24 protein-coding genes and 1 riboswitch are annotated in these 24873 nt (G+C 38.6%); of the genes, 5 read left to right on the top strand and 19 right to left on the bottom strand.

The features are described from left to right. Positions 1-30 precede the first annotated feature (30 nt). From AC3M61_RS02690 to AC3M61_RS02680, 3 genes are all read left to right on the top strand, one after another. Positions 31-1800 carry an ABC transporter ATP-binding protein gene (locus AC3M61_RS02690; RefSeq protein WP_500779386.1) on the top strand — a complete coding sequence of 590 codons (1770 nt, stop codon included), beginning with the start codon at positions 31-33 and terminating at the stop codon, positions 1798-1800. Further along, positions 1766-2599, top strand: a complete 834-nt coding sequence (locus AC3M61_RS02685) for an energy-coupling factor transporter transmembrane component T family protein (protein WP_500779385.1) — start codon at positions 1766-1768, stop codon at positions 2597-2599. The genes AC3M61_RS02690 and AC3M61_RS02685 overlap by 35 nt, the downstream gene beginning before the upstream one ends. Before the next feature lie 70 nt (positions 2600-2669). Beyond that, a complete protein-coding gene (locus AC3M61_RS02680) occupies positions 2670-4853 on the top strand; it encodes an outer membrane protein assembly factor BamB family protein (protein WP_500779384.1) in 2184 nt (727 codons plus the stop codon). Between the two features lie 50 nt (positions 4854-4903). Here the strand turns inward: AC3M61_RS02680 and cobO are convergent, their stop codons facing one another. From cobO to cobT, 8 genes are read right to left on the bottom strand one after another with little or no spacing between them, the layout of a single operon-like run. Beyond that, positions 4904-5440, bottom strand: a complete 537-nt coding sequence (cobO, locus tag AC3M61_RS02675; protein WP_500779383.1) for a cob(I)yrinic acid a,c-diamide adenosyltransferase — start codon at positions 5438-5440, stop codon at positions 4904-4906. After that, positions 5425-6486 carry an aminotransferase class I/II-fold pyridoxal phosphate-dependent enzyme gene (locus tag AC3M61_RS02670; protein ID WP_500779382.1) on the bottom strand — a complete coding sequence of 354 codons (1062 nt, stop codon included), beginning with the start codon at positions 6484-6486 and terminating at the stop codon, positions 5425-5427. The genes cobO and AC3M61_RS02670 overlap by 16 nt, the downstream gene beginning before the upstream one ends. 1 nt (position 6487) lies before the next feature. Then, a complete protein-coding gene (gene cbiB / locus AC3M61_RS02665) occupies positions 6488-7405 on the bottom strand; it encodes an adenosylcobinamide-phosphate synthase CbiB (RefSeq protein ID WP_500779381.1) in 918 nt (305 codons plus the stop codon). A gap of 6 nt (positions 7406-7411) precedes the next feature. Beyond that, positions 7412-8251, bottom strand: a complete 840-nt coding sequence (locus AC3M61_RS02660) for a cobyric acid synthase (protein ID WP_500779380.1) — start codon at positions 8249-8251, stop codon at positions 7412-7414. A 4-nt stretch (positions 8252-8255) separates the two neighbouring features. Then, positions 8256-9005, bottom strand: coding sequence for an adenosylcobinamide-GDP ribazoletransferase (locus AC3M61_RS02655; RefSeq protein ID WP_500779379.1), 750 nt, complete (start codon positions 9003-9005; stop codon positions 8256-8258). Position 9006: 1 nt separating this feature from the next. After that, complete coding sequence (gene cbiR / locus AC3M61_RS02650; RefSeq protein WP_500779378.1) at positions 9007-9684, bottom strand: cobamide remodeling phosphodiesterase CbiR; 678 nt, start codon at positions 9682-9684, stop codon at positions 9007-9009. Next, on the bottom strand, positions 9681-10178 hold the full coding sequence (gene cobU, locus AC3M61_RS02645; protein ID WP_500779377.1) for a bifunctional adenosylcobinamide kinase/adenosylcobinamide-phosphate guanylyltransferase: 498 nt from the start codon (positions 10176-10178) through the stop codon (positions 9681-9683). The genes cbiR and cobU overlap by 4 nt, the downstream gene beginning before the upstream one ends. Then, positions 10175-11218 carry a nicotinate-nucleotide--dimethylbenzimidazole phosphoribosyltransferase gene (gene cobT, locus AC3M61_RS02640; protein ID WP_500779376.1) on the bottom strand — a complete coding sequence of 348 codons (1044 nt, stop codon included), beginning with the start codon at positions 11216-11218 and terminating at the stop codon, positions 10175-10177. The genes cobU and cobT overlap by 4 nt, the downstream gene beginning before the upstream one ends. 61 nt (positions 11219-11279) lie before the next feature. Continuing rightward, positions 11280-11453: riboswitch (cobalamin riboswitch) on the bottom strand. A 131-nt stretch (positions 11454-11584) separates the two neighbouring features. Here cobT and AC3M61_RS02635 point away from each other — a divergent pair. Continuing rightward, a complete protein-coding gene (locus AC3M61_RS02635) occupies positions 11585-12610 on the top strand; it encodes an extracellular solute-binding protein (protein ID WP_500779375.1) in 1026 nt (341 codons plus the stop codon). 152 nt (positions 12611-12762) lie between these two features. After that, positions 12763-13458, top strand: coding sequence for an HI_0787 family protein (locus AC3M61_RS02630; RefSeq protein ID WP_500779374.1), 696 nt, complete (start codon positions 12763-12765; stop codon positions 13456-13458). 170 nt (positions 13459-13628) lie between these two features. Here AC3M61_RS02630 and AC3M61_RS02625 read toward each other — a convergent pair whose 3' ends face one another. From AC3M61_RS02625 to AC3M61_RS02575, 11 genes are all read right to left on the bottom strand, one after another. Continuing rightward, positions 13629-14306, bottom strand: a complete 678-nt coding sequence (locus tag AC3M61_RS02625; RefSeq protein ID WP_500779373.1) for a hypothetical protein — start codon at positions 14304-14306, stop codon at positions 13629-13631. A gap of 45 nt (positions 14307-14351) precedes the next feature. Beyond that, positions 14352-15179: an alpha/beta fold hydrolase gene (locus AC3M61_RS02620; RefSeq protein WP_500779372.1), complete on the bottom strand. Its 828-nt coding sequence runs from the start codon at positions 15177-15179 to the stop codon at positions 14352-14354. A gap of 252 nt (positions 15180-15431) precedes the next feature. Beyond that, on the bottom strand, positions 15432-16502 hold the full coding sequence (locus AC3M61_RS02615; protein ID WP_500779371.1) for an ABC transporter permease subunit: 1071 nt from the start codon (positions 16500-16502) through the stop codon (positions 15432-15434). Position 16503: 1 nt separating this feature from the next. Further along, complete coding sequence (locus AC3M61_RS02610) at positions 16504-17568, bottom strand: ABC transporter permease subunit (RefSeq protein ID WP_500779370.1); 1065 nt, start codon at positions 17566-17568, stop codon at positions 16504-16506. Next, complete coding sequence (locus tag AC3M61_RS02605; RefSeq protein ID WP_500779369.1) at positions 17561-19165, bottom strand: sugar ABC transporter ATP-binding protein; 1605 nt, start codon at positions 19163-19165, stop codon at positions 17561-17563. Before AC3M61_RS02605 ends, AC3M61_RS02610 begins: the two co-directional genes overlap by 8 nt. A 133-nt stretch (positions 19166-19298) precedes the next feature. Further along, positions 19299-20414, bottom strand: a complete 1116-nt coding sequence (locus AC3M61_RS02600) for a DUF3798 domain-containing protein (protein ID WP_500779368.1) — start codon at positions 20412-20414, stop codon at positions 19299-19301. Positions 20415-20633: 219 nt separating this feature from the next. Continuing rightward, a complete protein-coding gene (locus AC3M61_RS02595) occupies positions 20634-21188 on the bottom strand; it encodes a thermonuclease family protein (RefSeq protein WP_500779367.1) in 555 nt (184 codons plus the stop codon). Further along, positions 21181-22428 (bottom strand): M48 family metallopeptidase, encoded by a 1248-nt coding sequence (locus AC3M61_RS02590; RefSeq protein ID WP_500779366.1) that lies wholly within the window; start codon positions 22426-22428, stop codon positions 21181-21183. The genes AC3M61_RS02595 and AC3M61_RS02590 overlap by 8 nt, the downstream gene beginning before the upstream one ends. A gap of 19 nt (positions 22429-22447) precedes the next feature. Further along, the gene (locus AC3M61_RS02585; protein WP_500779365.1) at positions 22448-23245 is read right to left on the bottom strand and encodes an energy-coupling factor ABC transporter ATP-binding protein; all 798 of its coding nucleotides are present in this window, start codon (positions 23243-23245) and stop codon (positions 22448-22450) included. After that, positions 23229-24101 carry an energy-coupling factor ABC transporter ATP-binding protein gene (locus tag AC3M61_RS02580; protein ID WP_500779364.1) on the bottom strand — a complete coding sequence of 291 codons (873 nt, stop codon included), beginning with the start codon at positions 24099-24101 and terminating at the stop codon, positions 23229-23231. Before AC3M61_RS02580 ends, AC3M61_RS02585 begins: the two co-directional genes overlap by 17 nt. Beyond that, entirely contained in the window at positions 24086-24865 is a 780-nt protein-coding gene (locus tag AC3M61_RS02575; RefSeq protein WP_500779363.1) for an energy-coupling factor transporter transmembrane component T family protein, read from the bottom strand. Before AC3M61_RS02575 ends, AC3M61_RS02580 begins: the two co-directional genes overlap by 16 nt. Between the last annotated feature and the right edge of the window lie 8 nt (positions 24866-24873).

Below are 24873 nucleotides of genomic sequence, written 5' to 3'. Positions count from 1 at the left end.
GAAATCTAATAGTTGGAGGAATATGATTAAATGAACAACAACGTTAGTAACATCGAACCAGTTATCGAATTCAATAATTTTTCGTTCAGGTACCATGTCCAGTCAGAACCTACTTTGCAGGACATAAACTTAAAGATTTATCCCGGGCAGAAGGTTGTAATTCTTGGACCGAGCGGTTCTGGAAAGAGTACACTTGTCCACTGTCTTAACGGTTTAATACCTTTTGCCTACAAGGGTGAAATAAAGGGAAGTTTGAAAGTCAAGGGTGTCGAAACACGCACCCTTGACATTTTCAAGCTATCAAAGATTGTGGGAACTGTTCTACAAGATACCGACGCCCAATTCGTTGGGCTCACCGTTGGTGAAGATATAGCCTTTGCACTCGAAAACGACTGTGTTCCACCTCAAGAGATGAAAAAAAGGGTTGAAGAAGCCGCAAAGATGGTTGGTATGGAGAAATTTTTGAACCATTCTCCTTTTGAATTATCTGGAGGACAAAAGCAAAGGACTACAATAGCAGGTGTGTTGGTAGATAATGTTGACGTGCTTTTATTTGACGAACCTTTGGCAAACTTGGATCCAGCAACAGCAAAGAGAGCAATGGAAGTTATAGACGATCTACACAGGAAGACGGGAAAAACAATTATCATTGTTGAGCATCGACTTGAAGATGTTCTACATATAGAAGTTGACCGTGTAATTGTATTAAAAGATGGTAAAATCATTGCTGACTTGCATTCTCATGAACTTATGGTAAGCGACATTCTCAAAGGAGCAGGTTTGAGAGAACCGCTCTATGTTTCAGCTCTAAAATACGCAGGAGTAAACGTATCGGTTTCTATCAAACCTGGTTATATAAAAACGCTTGAGTTAAAAGAAGAAGATAAACGAAAGATTGTAAATTGGTTCGGCACCACGAACGATACTGGAGCAGATGAGAAAGCTTTTAGCTCGGAGCCAATACTAAAAGTTGAGAATTTGAACTTTTCATATGAGAAAAATAAACCTGTCTTGAAGAATATAAACCTTGAAATCAGAGAAGGAGAGATGGTTTCGATAGTTGGTAAAAATGGGGCAGGTAAATCTACGTTTGCGAAAGTGCTATGCGGGTTTGTCAAGGAAGATTCCGGAACCATAACTTACAAAGGTAGAAAATTGAACGATATGACTATCAAAGAGCGCGCTGAAATTATAGGGTTTGTGATGCAAAACCCCAATCAGATGATCACAAAAGCTATAGTATACGACGAAATAGCCCTTGGACTTCGGTTGAGGAAGGTTCCTGAAGATAGGATCAAGGAAAAGGTCTCGGAAGTTGCGGAAATATGTGGTCTTAAACCATTTCTTTCATGGCCTATTTCCGCATTGAGTTATGGACAGAAAAAACGTGTTACAATCGCTTCTATCCTTGTTCTTGATCCAGATATAATTATTCTTGACGAGCCAACCGCAGGACAAGATTTTAAGCATTACTCAGAAATTATGGAATTTCTAGCATACCTTAATTCTCTGGGAAAGACTATAATTCTAATAACCCATGACATGCATTTAATCATGGAATACACTGATAGAGCTATAGTTTTTGCAGATGGAGAAATCATAGCAAGTGCTGAACCGTCGGAAATTCTAACCAATATGGAAGTAATTGAAAAAGCAAATCTGAAAGAAACCTCACTTTATCAGCTTTCGCAGTTAGTAGGTATTGAAGATCCCTCTAAATTTGTCAAACACTTCATCAATTATGACAGGATGGTGAGGAATAGCCGTGCAGGAGAAGTTGATACTGTACACTTCAGATGAAACAATCATCCACAGACTCTCTGGTTTGACAAAGCTTATATCCTTTTTGCTATTAACATCAGCGGTCATGTATACTTATGATATCAGAGTCATTAGTGGTATTTTGGTATTTTCGTTCTTTTTGATGCGAGTAGCAAAAATCAAGTTTGCAAGAGTCAAACTCATGTTTGCATATGTTTTTGCATTCCTCGTGGTAAATGAAATAATTACATTCCTCTTTGCACCTACAGAAGGTGTAAAAATCTTTGGAACAGAGCATCTGCTTTTTTACATTTCTAAGAACTACCCGGTAACCTTGGAACAGATCTTTTATCAAACGACTAAGTTCTTAAAATACATTTCTGTCATACCACTTGGTATGATTTTCCTATTCACAACAAATCCAAGCGAACTGGCATCTTCACTTAATAGGATCGGTGTTAATTACAAAATTGCATATTCTTTCGCACTTACGCTTAGGTATTTCCCTGATATTCAAAGAGCATACACGGACATAAGCCTTGCGCAACAAGCAAGAGGCATTGATTTGTCCTACAAAGCAAAGTTTAAAGACAGATTCAAGTATGCTTTATTAATACTCATACCTTTGATTTTCTCCAGCCTTGAGCGTGTTGAAAAGATAAGTAACGCAATGGATCTGAGAGGATTTGGCAAATACAAAAAGCGCACATGGTATACTACAAAGAAATTCACGTTTGAAGACTATATTACGCTTGGAATATCTGGATTGATATTGTTCATATCTATAGCTATTGGAATCTTCGTGAACAATGGAAGGTTTTATAATCCTTTCTTGTGAAAGAGTCATGGTACAATAAAAGAGAAAAGAAACTTCCCAATTACCTTTTCCAAGAAAGGAGCGTGACAGAATGAAGAAAGTTTCAAAGTATTTCGTAATATTTTCCATAGTAAGTTTGCTGTTTTTCTACCTTGTTAGTTGCACAAGTACTCCTGGTGAAAACAACGGTTCAAGTGGTTCCAATGGAGGTAACGAATCAAGTGGGAAAATAAGGCTTAAAATTTTATTACAGCTCCCAAGCTCTTATACCTCGACTCTCTCTGTTAAAAACCTTGATGCGCTTTTAGGAAAGAGTCTGACTGCATTCAAAGACGAACTACCCATTAGTAAAATCTACTTTAAGCTTACAGATTCAGATGGAGTCAAAATCCACGAGGGAAATTACAAATTGAATGATACTATCACATTTGAAGTAAGTGTAGATGCTAGTAAAAAGTACACTTTCTTCGCACAACTATACACAAACGCTTCTATGTATGCCACGGAAACCGTAATAATGCAGGGCTCAATTACCATGTCTTTGTCCGCCACCACAAAAACCGTTTATCTTCCCGTAGATTTTCTTAATGGCTCCGCTATCTTAAATTACAAAATCCCAAATTACTGGGCTGACGAATATGAATTCAATAGCATACTCATAACTGCTAAGCACACATCTAGGGGAACCCAAAAAACACTTGAGCAATCTTCTCTTTCTGCTACAAATGTTACTTTGGAATTGACAAACGCATATCCGGGAGTTTGGGAGATTCAGCAAACAGTAACTTTGAAAAACAAAATTCAAGGAAATAGTGTTCAATATCAAAAGACGAACTATTTGACGGTCTACCCTTCCATCGACTTACCGTTTGACGTATACCCAAGCATATACGGTTTTGTTCGATACAGCAAAACACTTAGCGGGGTTGCATCAACAACTCCGGCGGTAGCAAAGGATGGAACGATATATATTGCAGACAATAACGGTTGGCTCTATGCATTCACAGACAACGGCACGCAAAAATGGGCTAAGCAACTCACAACATCTGCCATATCCTCTGGTCCTGTAATCGATGAGGATGGATATATTTTTGTAGGTGCTACAGACAACAAAGTTTACAAAGTGAACCCTACAGATGGAAACGTTGTCTGGTCATTCACAGCCGGCGGAAGTGTGAGCTATGGAATCACGTTCTCCACCTACTCTGTTTACTTTGCTGCATCAGATGGATATCTGTATTCTGTAAGAAAAGATAACGGACAAGAGAATTGGAGATACCAGATAGGTACATCCTGTCTTTCTCATCCTTCTGTTGCATACGATGGAACTGTATATGTAACCGCAGGGAAACTTTACGCATTTAATCCAGATGGCACTATCAAGTGGACGTTCAACGGAGATGGATGTTTAAAACACGGACCTTCAATTGATTCAGACGGAACGATATATGTGGCAAGTTCCGGCAATTTGTACGCAATAAAGCCTGATGGAACGAAGAAGTGGGAGCTTTCTTATTATTATTATTTTGGAGACCCCGTTATTGGATCAAATGGATTCATATACATAAATAGCAACGGTTATCTATGTTGCGTCGATAAAAGCAACGGAACAATAAAGTGGAGCAATTATGGTTCACGATACGTGGATACCGCACCGCTTGTTGATGATAAGGACCGCGTTTACATTGGTGATGATGATTACGGATATCTGGAAGTTTTCGATGGTTTGAGTGGCCAATTACTATGGGAAATGGACCTTGGAAATTCAGTTTACACTGCTCCTGCCCTTAGCAGTGTTGGAGATGAAAAGACTATACTCGTTGGAGTGGATAACAAGCTTGTTTCTGTTCATACATTGGCGAAGGGTCTTGCAAATACAAGCTGGCCCAAAGCTTTCAGAGACCAAGCAAATACATCAAATGTTAATACAGCTCTTGTCACCGGAGATGCATCGCTCACAACTTTGATTGGAACAATACCAATAATACCACCTGTTAGCAATCTTTCAGCAGAATACAGTAGATCAGGGAAAAGTCTAAAAGTGACATATCAGTGGAATTATACAGGCTATGATTATGACAAAGCAAAATTTGTAGTCTACGTAAAAGTTCCTGGAAGTTCTCTTTGGGAACGTATTGGTGAAACAACAAGCCGAACAGGTGTAAGTTTCTCAAATGTTTGGTTCCAAGAACTTTCAATAGATAAAGTTGCCGTTAATGTTGTAGTTGATACCAGACAAAGTGGTCTTACAGTATGCACACCTACACTGAAATAAATCTTTAATACATTCTCAGAGCCACCTTAATGGTGGCTCTGAGTTTTGGCTTAATATTCAATCCCTTCCCTTGCAAGAACACCTTTTTGGTAATAATGTTTGATTTCTCTCATTTCGGTTACTAAATCTGCAATATCGATGAATTCTTGTGGAGCGTATCTACCAGTTAGAATGATTTCCACATGTTCAGGTTTGGTTTTCAAAATTTCCACCACATCTGCTGGCTCAAAGAGTTTGTAGTAGACAGCAACATTCACTTCGTCCATAATGACTACATCGTATTCTCCGGACCTGATAATTCTTGCTATCTTTTCAAGTCCTTGCCTTGCCAATTTGATGTCTTCTTCGGTAGGCGAGTTGAAAATAAAGCAATCTCGTCCGTATTGTTCAATTACCAAATTTGGCAGATATTTCGGTGCATCAAGTTCACTATATCTCATACCTTTTATAAACTGCCCAATGTATACCTTCTTACCTGCACACACCGCTCTCAATGCCAAACCAAAAGCTGCTGTTGTTTTTCCCTTCCCGTTACCTGTGTAAACTTGGATATAGCCGTTTTGGAGTCTTTCTACTGGTTTATCCATCTTTTCATCTCCTTCCACCAAAGTATAAGAAATTTCAATATCTTTTCGTTGTGTTCTGGCTTTTTCAGTCCAATTCGGACACTATCATTAATTCCAAAATCGAACATCTCCCTTGCATGCATGCGCTCTTCGTTCAGCTTGGCGATGAATTTTTTTACATCACCTACTTTGACAACGATGTAATTCGTGAGTGATGGGAAATAAATAAATTCAGAGAATGTTTCTCTTTGCTCAGCAAAATATTGTTGAGTTTGTCTCACAAAGTTTTCGTATTTCTCTTTATTTTCCATTATCGCTTCCAAAAGAGTATACCCATCCCCACCTATCGCCCACGGCATGCGGTATTTCTCAAACAATTCTTTAAATTGAACTGATTTCACATACCCAACTCTCACACCTGGCAATCCCAGAATTTTCGTGAAGCTTCGGATAACAATTAAGTTCGGATATATCCTTTCATCCAATTCTATCCTCAGTTTTTCAGGCACAAAGTCTATAAACGCCTCGTCGATAACAAATATCACATCGGTTCCATATTTGCTCAGCGACCATTCAAGCAAAATAGAGTAATCTTTGTATATACCTGTCGGATTGTTTGGGTTTCCTGTAATCACAATTATTTTCTTGTGCTTTTTTAATCTACTTGCTGTAGTTTCTAAAATATTTTTTAAAATATCAAGTTCGATTTCCCTTCCTTCAACGTAGTTAACTTTTATAATTCCCTTCGCTTTGAACGTTGCAACCCTTTCGTATTCCGTGTAATTTGGAGTGGGTATTATTACATGTGCGTCTTCCATTAATGTCCAACCAAGGATATGAAACGCCTCGGTTGCACCGCCAATGATTACACTGTTGCTTCCAAAGTGTTTTCTAAAATCCTCTTCAATCCATTCCACGTATGTATATCTTCTTAGGTTTTGTAGTTTTTTCCCCAGCACTTGAAGAATAAATTCAGGCACAAAAGGGTTCACAGAGATTGAAAAATCTAAGATATCTTCATCTTTTATACCGCCGTGAAACTTGCGGAAATTATTTGCACCATTCAATTCATTTCACCACCGCTGTTAGTATTATCGTTGTGAATATGATAATCGCAGTAACCTTTTTATACAATTCAAGTGCTTTTCTGATATCTTCTTTTTCAGGTATCTTTCCCTCAAGTTTGTAATATCCTATCTTTTCGAACCCGAGTTTTAGCACACCCGCAAAAGCACTCATTGGATACATCGCGTTAATCTTTATCGCTCCGTATTTTAAGATGTATTTCCAAGAATTGACTGGATTGAAGAGTGAAATCACAAAAGCTGTAACCCTTGATGGGACGATGTTAAGCAAATCGTCGAATCTTGCTGGGAATTTCCCAAACCATTCGTATTTTTCGTTCCTATATCCAAAGAGGGCATCGTATGTGTTTACTACCCTGTAGATAACAGCACCGGGAAGTCCAAAGAGCAGATAATAAAACAACGGACCAGTTATGCTATCTGAGATATTCTCAGCCAAGCTCTCTATCGAAGCAGAGTAAAGGTGAGCTTTATCAAGCTTTGACACGTCCCGAGAAACAATAAATGAAACGTTCTTTCTCAAAAGTTCTACATCATCTGTGTAACATCTTGCAACATGCTCATACAAGCTTCGGATAGAAAACGTAGACTTGAGCAAGTAAATTGCAACCAAAAAACCTAGGATTTGTGCAACTTTGTTGTCACTTTTTGATATAACTAGGAGTGATGTGCTTATCACCAGAAAAAGCACAATTTCGATAGTCAGCGCTATCATGCCAAAGATAAACTTGGCGAAATTACTTTTTTCAGGCTTGTTGAGTTTTTTGTCAAACCATTTACCAACGAATCCCATGTAAACAACAGGATGAATTTTGGTAGGATATTCACCAAAAAGCAGATCGTATACTATGGCAAAAAGTAAAGCAAAAAGTTCTTTGGGAAGAAAAATTGTATCCGACACTTATCTCTACATCCTTTCAAAAATGATACGTTCAATTTTCGATATGTCGATATGTTCAACGATGAAGTCTGTTATTCTATCGATTTCTTTGATAATCTGTGCTTTATCATCCAAAGCAATTTCTTCCTCTTTCTTGGTCAATAAATCTTCGTCTGGTATCTTGTTTTCAAAGTAAGGTATCGTTCCAAGATATTCAATGGAATATTTCTGAGCAAGGTTTTCTGGCGCGTCTTTTAGAAGTGATTTGTCACCATGGAATTTGGTGAACACAAAACCTTTTAAAAGTTTTCTTTCTTCGTAATCCATGAGTTCTATGGTGCCTGTAATTTGGGCGAATGCTCCGCCTCTTGAGATGTCTGAAACAAGAATAACATGTGCACCAACGCTCTTTGCAACTTGGAGGTTTACTATCTCTGTGTCTTTGAGGTTCGGCTCAACGAACGCACCAGCCCCTTCTATGATTACTAAATCATGCTTTTGTGATAACCTGTCCAGTATGGTTTTAATTTGGGCAAATAACTTTTCTTTCGAATCGAACATGTAACGCTCTGATGTTAAGTAGTCGATGAATTCACCCATAAAATAAACCTGTGTTTTTCCCTCGCTTGGGACTATTAATATCGGATTGAATTCCATAATAGGTTCTTTTTCGCATGCAAGTGCCTGTATATATTGAGCTATTGCTATTTTTCCTTTACCATTTTGAATGTTGATAAACTTTCTTGACATGTTTTGGGATTTGAAAGGTGCTACGTTTAGACCTTTTTTTGTGAAGTATCTGCACAAAGCCATTGCGAGCGTTGATTTTCCAACGTTCGACATGGTACCTGCAATCATTAAATACATCTTCTCACCTTCCAAGGGTATGGAATATATAAAATGTTAATAAGACTACCATTTGGGATATTAAACAACTCCCACCAAGTACATCGCCTGTGATTCCACCGATTTTAATTTCCGAGACTCTGGAGATTAGGTAAGCCATGGTTATGGTTAAAGTCAGAGAAATAAAAAACATTAGCGGACTAATGAAGATTAATGGGGTTAAGAAAAGCATTGAATATACTGTGTAATGCTTGTTGTGCGGAAAAAGCATAGCACCTAATCCTTTTGGTTTGGCAGGTTTTGAAAAAGTGAGCAAAAGTACCATTTCATATCTTCCAAAAACCGAGGCAAAAAGGAAAGCTTGCCAGTCTAATGTTGACATGAGTTGGTAAAAGAGCAAGACGTAAAGTATGCCATAAAAGACAGCGAATGGTCCAACGTCACCTTTGGCCATAATCTCTAGTCGGCGTTCTTTGTTTGACTGGTTCAAAAAGCCGTCGAACATATCAAGAAGACCATCGAAATGGAAAAGGTCAAAGAAATAGTATCCGATAGCCATCGCTCCGAAAACGAAAAGTAATTTGTAAGTACTCAAGGAATTAGCCAATACAATTGCGAAGGAATAAATAGCTCCGGGAATGTATCCAATCGCGGGAAAATAAATTGGAATTCGTCTAATTCTTTTTTCCCACTCATCAATATTTTTAATTTTGACAGGTAACCTTGAGATAAATGATAAAGTAAGTAAAAAGTCAGTGAGGAGCTCTTTCCACATGCTATTCAACACTCCAATGGTTATAAATTTTGTTTTTGAATTCCTCCCACAATGCTAAGGACTCCACCAATTCATCTTCATTAAAAATTTCAAAACACAGGTACTTTGCCCTGAACAGCCTATCTGAAAGCACTTGGTAAGCATTCTCAAGTGTTTCCCACTCAAGTTTCTGATGGTCTTTTCCGTCCTTAACACCCATAATGTGAATTTCGACAATGTTATTCACAAAGTCGTTTTCTACTTTCTTTCCGAGAATGTGATGCCCGATGTCAAAAACGGTCCGAGAATGGTTAAATACATGCTCTTTTAGGTTTTCAATAGAAATCTTTGGGTGTGATAAAAGACTATGGAATAATTCTTTATCTCTTTCCGTGCAATCTCCGAAAGGATGTAGCACATAATTTGCTATATCCAAGTTCATTTCAAGATATTTAAATGCGTTTAAAATGTTTGTAAGGTTATCTGTTGGAAGATGAACAGTGTATTTTATTCGTTTTTCCAGCGCAATTTTGCGTAAATGCTCTTTTTCTTGCTCAAATAATCTGTAAGTATCATCATCCCAAGTGTAAACGAGTAGCTCGATGAAATCAAAATTACGAAACTTTCGAGTTATATACTCAACATTCTCATAATAAGTGCCAGGTATGACCCAGGATGTTGTACCTAATAGCTGGCTCATTTAATACGCACCCCTATTCCGGAGACAACAAGGTAGACTTCTTTTGCAAGCTTAGCCAGTCGTGTGTTAGTTTTTCCAAGCATTTCGGCATACTGCCTGGCTGTTGGGTTTTCAGGTATAATTCCCCAACCAACTTCATTGGTGACTACGATAACCTCGCATTTTATATTGGTTAGAACATCTACAAGCCTGTCAATACGCTCCTGAACATCAAGTTGATAATAGTAAAGGTTGCCAAGGTAGGTTGTAAGGCATTCAAAAAGGATAACATCGTACTTGTCATCTATATTTTTGAGAACTTCCGTTACATTGACAGGTTCTTCGAAAGTATCGAAAAGCCCCTTTCTTTCAGCTTTATGCTTTTCGATTCTCAACCTCATTTCGTCATCAAACGGAACGCCAGTTGCCAAAAATGCTCGTTTGGTGTATTTTAAAGCTAGGTTTAGTGCAAACGTACTCTTACCTGATTTCATTCCGCCAGTTACAAGTATCAAACTGAATCACTTCCTTTAGATACACCCGCATCATCGAATGTTGCCATTTCTCGTATCATCTTTATCGCAGCCTCTATAATGGAAATCGCTAAAGCTCCTCCAGTTCCTTCACCAAGTCTCATATCTAAGTCAAGAATGGGCCTAAGGTTCATCGCATCAAGTAAAACCTTGTGCCCTTTCACCTTAGATTTATGACCAGCGAAGACAAAATCAAGCACCCTAGGTTCAAGCTTCCAAGCTATCAGGAGAGCTGCAGTCGTAGGGAAACCATCTACAACGACTGGAATATGTCTACTTGCTGCCTCAATGATAAATCCTGCCATCTGACCAATACAAAAACCTCCGACTTTCTCGAGTACATCAATAGGATCTTTGGCATTGGGTTTATTTACTTCCATAGCCTTTTCCACAGCTTGACGTTTTCTTTTTAATGCATCGTTGTTGATAGGAGTACCTATGTCCAGAATATCTTCTATATCAAACCCAAAAGCTACGGAAATAGCTGTCGCTGTTGTAGTATTACCTATCCCCATATCGCCAACAACAAGAAGGTCTGCACCTTCTTCTATTGCTTTTCTTGCTATCTTTTTTCCATTTTCAATACATTCGATTGCTTGTGTTCTTGTCATTGCAGGACCTTTGGTAAAATCAGCTGTACCATAACCAATTTTTGCATTGATTAACTTTGGATGTGAAAATTCAAAGTCTCCATCGACTCCGGCATCGACCACGTAAACATCCGCTCCAACATGCCTACCAAATACGTTTATAGCCGCACCACCGTTAAGAAAATTCAAAACCATTTGGTATGTAACTTGTTTTGGATAAGCAGAAACTCCTTGTTCAACAACACCATGGTCGGCAGCGAACACATAAATTCTCTTAACTTTCGGAAGTTCTGGCAGCACTTTGTTCTGAATTAGTCCCATTTTCAAGGCGATTTCTTCCAAATATCCGAGACTACCAATCGGTTTTGTCAAATTGTTCAAACGTCTCATGATACTATCTTTCAAAACGTTTTCAAACCTTTCTTTTTCCATACTTACCCCCCTTTTTTGCTTTTAATCAAAGAAAAAATTTCCCAGACAGCCCGAGCTGTCGGGAATTGATTCCCACATAGTCGGTCTCCCGGCTTGTGGATCATCCTACTCTCCGCGCCTTCCCAGCTCGAATCAGAGCCAGTGGCGTTTATGCGGATTTCGTCCCCACTCACGGTTGCTGGGCAGCCCCGGATTTGCACCGGTGTTCCCGTGCACTATGTAGGTTGTGATTATTCGTTTGTTTATATTTTAACTTAAAATCCAAGAATTTTGCAACATTGCTTTCTTTTGAAATTTTGAGTTTGTGCTATAATTATTAAAGATAATAAGCCTTTTTCACAAATTTAGGTGGGAGGAGGAAGGATTATGAAAAGACTTTTCTTGGTTACCTTTGTAGTTGTGTCTATCCTGACCGTTTTCTTACTTTCTTCATGCAACAAGTCAAATGTTTTGCGCATCTACAACTGGGCAGATTATATTCCAGAGGAAGTTATCCAACAATTTGAAAAAGAGTACAACTGCAAAGTTATCTACGACGCATTCGCGTCAAACGAAGAGATGTTTGCAAAGATTAAATCGGGTGGAACAGGATACGACATCGTTTTCCCATCGGGTGACCACGTTAAAATGATGATCAACGAAGGACTTTTGGAAAAACTTGACTTAAGCAAAATACCAAATTTCAAAAATATCGATCCACTCGTCTTATCCAAAACAACATATGACCCAAATCACGAGTATTCAGTCCCATATATGATGGGCACTACAGGTTTGATAGTCAACAAAAAATACCTCAAAGACTATGAAAAATCTTGGAGCATATACGAACGCACTGATTTGAAAGGCAAAATGACACTTCTTGATGATATGCGCGAAGTTTTTGGAGCAGCTCTGAAATATCTTGGATATTCGGTGAACACAACAAATCCGGACGAAATCGAACAGGCAAAGCAGGTCATATTGAAATGGAAAGAAAATATCGTCAAATTCGACGCAACTACATATGCACAGGGTGTTGTAAATGGCGAGTTCTGGGTTGTGCACGGATATCCTGAGAACGTGTTCCAATTGATTCCCGAAGAAGAATTAGAGAATTTTGAGTTCTTTGTTCCAAAGGAAGGTGGAACGCTCTGGATTGACAACATGGTAATTCTAAAAGATGCCAAAAACAAGGACTTGGCATACAAATTTATAAACTTCATTCTGAGACCCGAAATTGCAGCTCAGATATCTGACTATTTGATGATACCATCTCCTATCACCGAAGCACAAAAATATAAAGAAGTTGATCCACTCTACACGCTCGACGAACTTGGTAACTGCGAAATAATAGACTACATTGGAGAACATATTGATCTGTACAACAAAGCCTGGGAAGAGATAATCAAATAATCAAAAAGCAAGCTAAAATGTAGATAACAAAGCGGGGCTCGTAAAGAGCTCCGCTTTTTTTGTAGCAATCTTTTGCAAATACTCTGGAACAAAATAAAACTATTTGTTGTAGAATAGTGATAGCATGTAGAAAACACCATAGAGGTGGTAAGATGATAAAGATATTCAAAGAACAAGTAGAGTCAGCTATTAAGTTATACGATTTATCTAGCGAACTTCTGAACATTGAGAAAGCACTTAAAAAGGTTAGAAACACATTCCCGGATTTCACACTGCAATCTACTCTTGTCAAGGTTGCGGTTGTGAATTCACTTTATAACACCAATATCTTCAGAGTGTATGATGTTGCCTATCATATATCAGAAGTTGTTTCGCAGGAAGGGATTACTTTAGAACCTGAATTTGTGGATAAATTGTCAACCGTTGTGCTTAGAAGTAATGGAGACAATGGAAAGGAAAAACACTACATAAGCTTTTCTTCAGCTTTAGCTCATATTTTCTTAAGTGATAAACTCCCTATCTACAATTCCGTCACAACCCGTATGGTGGCTTACCACTTAAACGAGGAAGTTAAAGCTGGCAAGAAATACACAACATACACTGATTTTTATCATGATTTTTATATGCTTTTAAATTCGCTGGAATTTAAAACCTCCGTATCGGAATTACACAAGTACCTTTGGATTTCAGGAGAATACAGGAAGTTGAACGGTATAAAGCCGTGGGAGAACCCAAGTAATGAAATCAACCCTGATTTGAAAAAGTTGTTCAAGAAGGGTGATGAAAATGTACAAAAGCTTTTGAAAGATTTGATAAAAGACCTTTATGGACCGTTGTTTTTAGAGTAGGCATCGTTTAAGCTAACTGCTCTGTCAGCATATTTTACGGTTCTTTTCACATACAGCAAACTAAATCCCGGTTTAGAAGTTGTCTGCGATATTATAGAAGAAACTAAAAGAATATCATCTCTCAGTTAGTCACAAACAATTATCAATGAGATTTCATCTTTCCTTTCAAATTAGCGAAAAAAATACACAAATAAAGCTAATAAGCCTATTAGGGATAACCCTATAACAACATTCATCCATCCAGGCAGACCAGAAAGTCCATAAAACGCTCTTATTTCTGGTAAGTTTCTGAAAACGTTGACAATGTCCTGCCATGTGAATCTTTCTGTCTTTCCAACAGCGATAAACAGATTTCCAGCTTGTCCGTTAGGCGCGAAATATCCTACAAGGTAGTATTTTCCTGTTTCTGGCAAAGTTATCGTCTTTGTAATATGGATCCAAGAATTTGTATCTGTTACAGGTTCATAGAAAGCTTGTGGCTGGTCTGTTGATTCGAATAGAAGTACCCCCATACCATCAGGAATTTCAAATGGCAAATTGTTTGTTTTTGGCAATCCCGGACCTATGACTGCAACTGCTGGCTTTAATTCTTTGTATTTATCAGTTTTAGGTGTACCCACCTGAAAATACAAACTCTCGCCTTTTTTGCCTTGGAATGTCAACCACACAAAACTACCATCCTTTTCAAGGACTTTGTACAACACTTGCGAAATCTGTATATTGTTTATTGGAATAGCGTTGGATATATTTGCACCGGACATATTCGAAACTACCAGTGCATGGGAAAAGATGAGTATTGAAAAAACAATAGATATAAGAAAACTTATGTGCTTTTTCATATGCACCATATAAATCTTCTCCGTTCGCGTTTTAATTAACCTATTGAAGAATTTTTATACTTTCCAGTTTCTAACAAATGTACTTATCAAATAACCAATTTCTTTCGGCTTTTCAACTACAACTGCATGTCCTGAGTTTGGAATTGTTAAATGCAGAGCATTTTTTACTTGTTTGTAAATCTCTTCGCTAAATTTCTTTGGTTTTATATTATCTTCTTCAGCCGAGACAATTAAAACTGGAAATTCAAAATTCTTAATTCTTTCGAGCAGGTTCAGTTCATTTAATCTGAGAAACGCCTCGAGCAGCCTTTCTGCGCCTTCGTAATTAAATCCTGTGAGTCTTGAGACAATAATCTGGGATAGATTGCCAACAGAATTTATATACAGTTCGCTATAAACATCCGAAAGCCAGCTGTTGACAAAAATTTCTGGTCTTCGGCTCTTGGTACCATCTTTCCATCTTAAAACTTTGCTTTCCATGACTTTGTCAGTGCGTGCTGTAGAAGTGATAATCATCATCGACTCTACGTACTCTGGATACTTTGCTCCAAACAGCATACCAACTTCTCCACCATACGATGTGCCAATAAATTTTGCCTTTTTGATGCCAAGGTAATCCAAGAGCTCTTTTAAATCTTCCACATGCCTTTCAAATGAACATTCTTCATCTACTGCACAGCCAGAACCCCACTGACAGCGGAAATTATGAAACAACACTGGAATGTTTTTTGGAATGTTTTTTGAAAAAACTTTCCAACTTTCATAATGCATGAATATACCATTCAAAAAGACTACTGAAGTCGCTTCATCGTTCACATCACAATGATTCACATATTCGTATTCAATCTTTATGCCGTCAGATGTCAAGAATTCACTACCCATATATTCTCACCTCCACAGAGCGGCCTGATGATTATACACAGAGAATTTTTGAACTCGCAAAAAGCTCAGAACCTTCCTGTCTAATTATTCTTTCAGGAAAAGAGGTTTTGTTTACTCTAACCGCGCTACCAACTTCCACAGGCAAAGTAATGATTTCGTATTTGTACAGGAAGTGATTTAAGCAGGCAACAGTAGCCAACTTATGAAAAAACGGGGGACTCATCCCCCGTTATCCTTTTTTGAAATATTCAATCAATGTCTTGCCTTCCTTGCTTTCCAACCGTGCATTGCAAGTGCAAATGCGATAACAGCATAAGCCATAAATTCTCTGAAGAATTCTCCTATCTGTGGTTGTCCGAACAATCTGTTACCTGCGCTCGGTGCAACGACAAAGAGTGTATGGAAAAGTATTACACCGATTATCGCGTTCCATATGGAAGCTTTTTGAACGGATGCACCACCAACCAAGAGTGCGGCGATTGAGAAAAGACCTATCTGCTCATGGCTGTTGTATGTGTTTATCGTTCCTATGTCTTGGAGATATATGACCTGCCCAATTGCTGCAAGAACGGTTGAGTAAATAACTGCTATAATTCTTGTTTTGTCGACGTCAATACCTGCGGTCCTTGCAATATGCATATCCTGACCAACCGCTTTGAAATCCTGACCTAGTTTCGTCTTCAAAAGGAAGGTTATGAATAAACACAACCCCACTACAAATAGAAGCGGGACGATAAATATGCTTACATACTTTATATTCACAACGAATATATTATTCAACGCTCCAGCAACCGTCCCATAAAGGTCTACAGTATTTCTCAAACCCACACCTTGTGGTAAGAGCATATCTGTCTTCGAAAATGGTATTAATGAACCAATAAAGAATAAGAATATGAGCTGATAAACACCATTTGCAAAGAACCCAAGAATCATAGAAGTTATCATCTCTCGTCCTTTTGCCCTGTTTAGTGTTAAACCAACAAGCCAACCAAGAAAGATTGAAAGTAAGCTTGCGATAATCATTGACAGCAGAATACCTTTTATACCCGTGATGTTCCAATCCACAACGAAAAAGAGTGCAGCTTGAGCTGCCATAGCACCCAAGACTATCGCAAAATTCAAGCCAAGCCCCGCAACAACTGGTATTATAAGTGCAAGGACTAAGAATGTATTTCTACTAAGTCTTCGAACAACTTCGGATATCAGGAACAAAGGAGGAATCTTTGCTGCAATAACTGCCCCTAAGGTAAGTACAAAGAAAGCTATGGGAACTATATTGCTCAGAAGGATTAATTTTATTCTGTTTTTTACGTTCTTTTCCATATCAGTTTGCCTCCTTTGGCGCGCGTGTCAGTGCGTAGAGTATCATGCCATTACTGACTATGAGTCTCATAACCTCGGTAATATCACCACGTGTTACTTGGCTCAGCACTGGCAACGCGACAGTCAGAAGAGTTTGAAAGATGACTGTTCCCATTACAACGTTTGTTATAGTAGCCCGCCTTATTGAAGCACCACCTATTAGAATTGAAGCAACCGCTGGAAATGTCATAAACAAAGGTGCCTGGTAAAGTTGTACAAAACCATAGCTTTGAGCATAAACAATGATACCTATACCTGCCAAAACCGTTGACAGGATAACCGCATTTCTTCGCGCAGTTCTTGGCTTTACACCTGAACTAATCGCGTACATTTCATTTTGACCTACCAAATCGATAGACAATCCCGCCCGTGTTTTGAAGAATAAATATACAATGAAACACATTAAGGCAAAGAACAGTATCAAACCAGTTGGAAAGTATAGGTCTCCAAAGATTCTAAACCTTAGAAAGTTGTTCAAAACTTTATCAAAGTATCCCTGAAGTGTTAGCGTATATCTCAATCCCACGCCACCAATTGCCCATACCATCTCAGGATTTCTAAAAGGAAGCACAAGCCACATAATGGACATAAACGCAACTATCGAGTATCCAACATATGTTTCCACCATCATTTCCTGACCACGTACCTTGTCAAGCAACCAAGCGTATATCCAACCAAAAATCAGGTTAAAGCCTATCGAAATAACAACTGCCACAAAAAATCCGATAGGTCCCATTATCTGATTTTCCATGACAATAAGCATTCCCAACAACCCACCAATAATACCAACGGGCAACCCAAAGTTCGGACCTATGCCTGCTCTAATTGTTGGAAGCATAGCAAGAACTAATACACCGTTCATACCAATCCTCACCAATGAATCACTTATCAACCCTGGTATTGAAACTGTAGTAAATGCAGCTAAAACAAACAAAGATAACAAGAAAAGAACGATAACCAATATTGGGATATCGATTTTCTTAAAAATCTGAGTAACCAAGCTCTTTATATCCATAGTCTCACCCATTTACTTTTACCTCCTTTAACTCGCCAGCCATAGCTAAACCAAATTCAACATCTGGAGCTGTTGGTGGTAGGATTGCAGCGAGCTTACCTTCAGCAACGATTGCTATTCTGTCACATATAGACTTCAATTCTGCTAATTCACTTGAGGTAAGTACGATGGTAATCCCATGCTCTCTGTTGAGTTTTACTAAGTAATCAAGCACAAGTTTTTTTGCACCGACATCTATTCCTCGTGTCGGCTCTGATACAAACAAGAGCTTTGGATTCAATGTAAACGCACGTGCAAGACAGACCTTTTGTTGGTTACCACCGCTGAGTCTCCTTACAGGTTGTGTAGGTCCTTTACATCGGATGTCCAGTTCTTTTATCAAATTCTCTGCATGTTGTCTGATAGCTTTTCTATCGTATACAGTAAAGCCCAAGAATTTCTTTGTAAACATTCCAAATGCTGTGATAGCGGTTGCAACTATGTTCATTTCAACAGACTCGTCAAGTAGTAAGCCAACACCCCTGCGGTCCTCAGAAACATAAACAATTCCGCTCTTCAATGCATACATCGGAGAATTTAACTGATAAGGTTTTCCCATATAATTTACATCACCTTCGGCAGGGTAGAGTCCAAAAATACCGTTCGCAATTCCGAGCTTACCCTGACCAGCCAATCCACCAATTCCTAAGATTTCTCCCTCTCTTATATCAATGGAAAAATCTTTAACCTCTTCACCAGGCATATGAACTTTCAGATGCTTTATCGACATTATTACATTATTTTCACTTATCTCTTTCTTTCTAGGCGGGAGTTGAACACTTTCTATCTTTCGACCAACCATTTTTTCTGCAATTTGGTATACTGTAAACTCGTTTTTCCTACCTTCAGCAACAACTTGACCGTCTCTAAGTATAACTATCCTATGCGCCACTTCGAGTATTTCGTGCAGACGGTGTGAGATAAAAATTACAGAAATCCCTTTTTCCGAAAGTAATCTGATAATGTTCAATAAATTCTCCGCCTCTGATTCGGTCAAGACTGCGGTAGGTTCATCTAATACAAGGAGCTTCAATGTTCTTTTGTCAATTTCACGTGCTATTTCGACAAATTGTTTGTGAGCAACAGGTAACGAAGCAACGTATTCCATCTCGTCAATTGAATGCATCTTAATGGTGTCAAGCGCCTGGCGCGCATCTTTTCGCATTGCCTGTATGTCTAAAGTTTCGAGTCTTCTTCCCTTTGTCCCTAACATCTTACTGAGAAAGTTGGGTTTGGTAATTTCTCTGTTGAGTTTAATATTCTCCGTCACTGTAAATCCAGGAAGTAGCATAAATTCCTGGTGGACCATTCCTATTCCAAGTTCCATAGCTTTTGATGGAGAATCTATATCAACCTTTTGCCCTTCGAAGAAAATTTCTCCTTCGAATCCTCCTGTGGAATGTATAACTGGCATCCCAAAAAGAATGTTCATGAGGGTTGATTTACCCGCTCCGTTTTCACCTACCAACCCGAGTATTTCGCCTTCTCCCACTGAGATAGAAACGTTCTTTAGAACCTGGTTACCATAGTAAAACTTTGAAATGTTCCTCATTTCTAAAACAGTTTTCATAGCTCATCCCCCTATTTAAAGGCTCTAAAAGACATCCGACACTTGAAAGAAAGAAACAAAAAGCCCTAAGGTTTAATTGAAAGGTGTCGGCAAACAGCCGACACCTTGATTTCAGGAATTAAGTTCAAACGTATTAGAACTTGTCAACTCCAAAGATAACTGATTTGTGGATGAACATATAGTAGTTCTTGTAAGGTTCAAGAGTTCTAACCTGTATCTCTGCTTTCGGATATTTCTTCTTAGCCTCTTCCGTTACGATAAGTTTTATACCGTTGAGATTAGTCGGGCTAACTTTTTTCTGCACCAGTGCTTTAGCAATCTCTACTCCAGCTTCAACAAAGAGCATGTTCATTGGAACTGGCCATGTTGCAAATCTACCCGCACCACCCATTTCAACGATTTTTTGGTTCACAACTTTAAGTATGTACATCATATCGCCTTTCTTGTCTTCAGGAATCTTAATTCCGAGTGTCCCTGGGAATCCGTGTGTTGGAGATGGACAGCATGGTTCGAGATAATAACCACCGTGCTTGAGAATTGCTTTCTGAAGAGGCTCTTGCATACCACAGTTTGTTGAGAAGAAACCTGTCTTTGGACCGTATTTTGCAAGTTGTCTTGGAACGTCTTCGAGTATAAACTGCTGTGCACCTGTCAAACCTTGTTCACCAAGTGGGTCTGGGGCAGAAACGAACACGAAGTTGATACCCATTTCCTTAGCTGTCTTTTCCATGATATCTTTTCTCTCAGCAAGTAGCTTATAGCTCATATGTCTTGGGAAAGAATAGTGGATAATCGTTTCAACACCCATTTTCTTTGCGAGCTCTACGATTGTTCTACCACGGCCAGGTGTGTCAACTTCAAGTATGACGTCGGCTGCGGAAGAAATAACTGCTGGGTCCTCGTGAGGAACACCAACAACAAAGACGATATCCTTTCTCATTTCCTTAACCCGTCTAATAGCTGCTGTTGTGCCAGGAACAGCTTGACAAATAACTATCGCCTTAACTTGCGGATCGTAAGCAAGTTCTACGATTCTTGCAATCGTTGTTTCTTGCTCTTGCATGAACTTGTCTGGGTATGTTACGTGGATAATTTCTTTTCCGTATTTTTTAACAACGTTTTCCGCACCTCTGTACTCATCCTCACCTTGTGAAACAGTTCCCGTAACAACACCTATCTTGAAACCGAGTGCAGCGTAAAGAGACGTGATGAATAGAACAACCACAAGTAGTACCGCCAGTTTCTTCATACCCAATCCCCTCCCTTGGAATAGTGTGGGTCAAGATAATTATATCACAAATGGTTGGTGTTTCAAAAAGCCGTGTTTGTTTTACTTAAGTTGTAAATTCTGTTAATTTATCACCTTCTTTGTTTCTTTTCATCTCTTTACAATGTGTGACTTTTGAATATTCATGTTTGAAAAGAAAGAGATTTTTTGAAGATATTGTAGTTAACCAATTCCCATGAATTATTTTTTCTTCTTGCTTTTTTGATACACCGTAAGTCCCCACAAGCCTTTGCCAGCTTCCATTGCTTCGCGTTGATACTGCAAGAAATAATCAACATACTTTACATTGGGCTGGACTGTCATAACTTGTGCGTAGCCTTCAAGAAGAAGTATCGCATTGAACATCTTGGTTCTTATTTCTTCATCAGTTATCTGATCTGGTTTTTCAAGCCAAACATACGCAAGTAGCCTTCCGTATCTATCTTTTTCCTGGACATCGAATTCCAAGTAAACCGTTCTTCCTGTTAGCATTTTCTTTGTAAAGGCTTTTGCTTCCGGACCATATGGTTCCACGCGTTTGACAGGGTGATTGGTCTCTGGTGTATTAACTCCGATAAGTCTAACTTTGTACTCTTCACCCGCTAAATTTACCTTTAAAGTATCTCCATCAACAACTTCAACAACGTAGCACTTTTTGTATTCACCTTGCGATTGGAAAAACAAAACAAGTGCTACAATAATTGCAATTAGAATACTACTTAGCGAGGCAGTTTGTTTTTGACGTTTCCTAGCCATTTTTACCAATTCCCCCCATTTCCATCAACCTTTTAATTCTCTCTTCTGGTGCTGGATGGTTGTAATGCCAGACCTTGTAAAGTGGCATTGGGTTGGGATTTGACAGATTCTCTTTTACTAATCTTTTCAAAGAAGATATCAAAGGTTCTGGAGTGCCTAATAGTTTGGCAGAGTATTCATCAGCCTCGTATTCCATCTTTCGTGAAAGATAATTCAAAATTGGTTCTAAGAAGAACATCAGCGATGAAATGAATAAAAAAGAATAAGCAAACACCGTGTATGGTTGAGAGACCCCAAAAATTTTTGTTTCGAGAATCAATCGGTACACTGCATTTGTAATGTAAAGCACAAATGATATGAATACAATGTTTATTAACAAAAGTTTCGGTATATGCTTTCTCACATGATGACCAATCTCGTGTCCAACAACCGAAAGAACTTCATCATGATTGTAGCTCAAAATCGTATCGAACAACACAAGTCGTCTTGACTTCCCAATACCGGTGAGATAGGCATTCTGCTTTTTCGTTCTTTTGGAGGCATCCATTTTGTAAATATTTGGAACCTTAACACCCGACTTATCCAACAAGGCTCGCAATTTCGATTTTAGCTCCTCATCGTCCAGCTCGGAGAATTTGTAAAAGAGAGGAGCTATAACTAACGGTTGGATAATCATGAAGAACAACAAGAATGCGGTCGATAGTATCGAAAGCTGCCACCACCAAATTGTGAATTTGTTCAAAAGCCACATCATAATGGAAACTATGGGCGCACCTATGATAACACCAAGTATGATTCCAATTATCTGGTCTCTTACAAACAATTTCGGAGTTGTTGTGTTGAACCCGTATTTTTGTTCAATAACAAAGATGGAATACACTTTGAATGGCAGTTCGACTAAATAATCAATCAGAGCATAAATTCCAAAGAATAATAACGACTGCAACATGAATGTTCCCTTGCTTTCCAGGACTTTTTCAAGAAATGGAAAGAGGAAAAATACATAGACCAATGTGAGAATAAGCGATGTAATTTTCATAACCACTCCGAGGGTAACTCTATCTTTGAGATACATCTTTGCTTTTTCAAAATCCTCTTCAGAAATCTTGTCTTTTAGCACATCTGGTATCCTCGCATTTGGACTTGTAGAGTATCGCATGTTCAGAATATCAAGAGTGATATCCCACAATACTTTGAGGAGAATCACAGCGAGAAATAGTAACACGAAAGAATTTATCATCGAAATCCCCTCCAGTTTTTCAAACTCTCAAATTCTTTATCTCACCATAACTAACACCAATTCTCCGAGCTAATTTTATAAGCCATGGTACTTCTAAGTGAGCCTTCTCCAAAGTTTTATCATCAGATAGCACGTTTTCAGTTTCACCATCTGATATTACAACACCATTGGTAAAAACTATCGTTCTGGAAAAATTCTCAAGAACAAAGTCCATATCATGCGTAATTGTTATTACGAACTTTCCTAGAGATACAAGCTGATGGATAATTTCGGCTATTAACTTTGTTGAATACCTATCCTGAGCGATGGTAGGTTCGTCGAGTATTACCACTTCTGGTTCCATAGCAAGAACTGAGGCAAGACAAAGAAGTTTTCTTTCAGAAAGGGTTAAATCATACGGATGTTCTTCCTTTTTCTTACTAAGCCCCACAATTTCAAGAGCTCTTAACGAGTTTTCGTAGGCCTTTTGTTTATCTTTAAAGACATTCAACGGTCCAAACATGACCTCGTCCAAAACCTTGCTTTTGAATATTTGATCCGATGGATTTTGAAAAACCAAACCAACCGTCTTTGCAAGTTTTGCAGCAGTTGTATCTTTTGTATTTCGACCAAATATCCAGATATCGCCCTTCGTTGGTTTTAACAAAGCTTTTAACAATTTCACAAAAGTAGTCTTACCAGCACCGTTCTGACCAACAATAGCAGTTGGTCTCTCATCAATGGTGAGCGAAATCTCTTTGAGAACATATTCTTCCCTCTTATACGCAAACCACAAATTCTCAATCTTTATCAACCTTTCATTAACTATTTGTGCCATAGTTTTTGAGAGCCCCTTTCAATACTTCAACCGCTTCTTCAAAGCGCACTGGATAATTGCCATTAGGCTTCCTTGCGTTTAGTTTTTTACACACGGATGTATATATTGGTTCGCCAACACTGTATACACCTATTTCCCTCATTGAAAAAATCTCTTCAGGAGTGCCATAACCTAACACTTTTCCTTCATGAAGAAAAACAAGCTTGTCCACATATTCAACTATCTTTTCAAATTTGTGTTCCACTAAGATTATCGTAATTCCCATCTTCTTCAACTCAGATAATACCTCAAAAACTTCCGTTGTGCCCTGTGGGTCAAGTTGTGACGTTGGTTCGTCTAACACTAAAATTTCTGGTTCTAAAGCAAGTACACTAGCAATAGCAAGTCTTTGTAACTGTCCTCCGGAAAGTTCAAAAGGGTTTTGGTCTTTCTTGTCCCAAAGGTCTAACCGGCGTAGAACTTTCTCAACTCTTTCAAGCATTTCATCTCGTTCTAAGCCTATGTTTTCCAACCCAAATGCTACTTCCTCAAAGACAGTCATTTTGGCACCGCTGATTTGTGAAAATGGGTTTTGAAGAACCAAACCTATTTTCCTTACCAATTTCTCTTTCGAAATTTCAAGCACATCTGTCCCATCGATAAGAACTTTGCCTGCACGTATTCCACCAAAAAATGATGGAACCAATCCTGTAAGCGCCAAACACAACGTAGATTTACCAGCTCCGTTCCTGCCGATAATTCCCACAACTTCCCCTGGCAAAACCGAAAAACTAATATTGTCTAGAGCTTTAGTTTTAGAAAGTGGATAAGTGTATGAAAGGTTTTCTACAACAATTTTTTTCACTTCATTATCCACAAGGTAACCCTCCAAACAACAGCGATAACCAAAACGGATTTCATTATAAATTTAACAACCTTGTCGGGAGGCGTTTCCGGTATCAATGTAACAAATGTAGGTCTTTTAGTGGCACCGAATCCTCTCATCTCAATAGCAATAGCTCTTTCCCTTGCTTCAACAAGGGAACTCAAAACAAGAGGACCGATAAGAGCAAAAAAAGCTTTTAACTTTTGAGAAAAGTTTCCTTCTGTCTCAAGCCCTCTAGAGCGTTGCGCATCTATTATTGTTGATGCAGTGGAGAGCATCTGAGGAATGATTTGGAGAACTGATGATAAGATATAACCTAACTTTGGTGACAACCCTTTCTGAACGAGATTTGCCACCATATCTGAAGGTCTGGTCGTTAATATCAACAACCCAAAAGCTGTTATCATATTCACAACGCGTATTATAAGCAACGTTGCGTGGACCAAGCCTTCTTTGTAAAATTTCAAGTCACCAATTGTAAAAACGAGCGTGGCGTTTTCTTTGTAGAACATCCCTTGAATTACCAACATCGTCAGTGAAACAACCAAGACAGCACTTACAAGCCCTATCATATTTTTTAAAACACGAGCCACAAGTGAAAGAAAAACGGAAATTGAAAGAAAGAGAAGTCCCATCCAAATGGATGGGAATATAAAGGTCAACATAACAGATGTAAATGCATACCAAAGTTTTGTCACAGGTTCAAGCTTGTGCACATAAGTGTCTTTATCAACATAAAGGCTTATTGTTTTCAAAGCCTCAA

The sequence above is a fragment of the Fervidobacterium sp. genome, from assembly GCF_059913585.1.
This window is presented reverse-complemented; position numbering and strand designations above follow the sequence as displayed.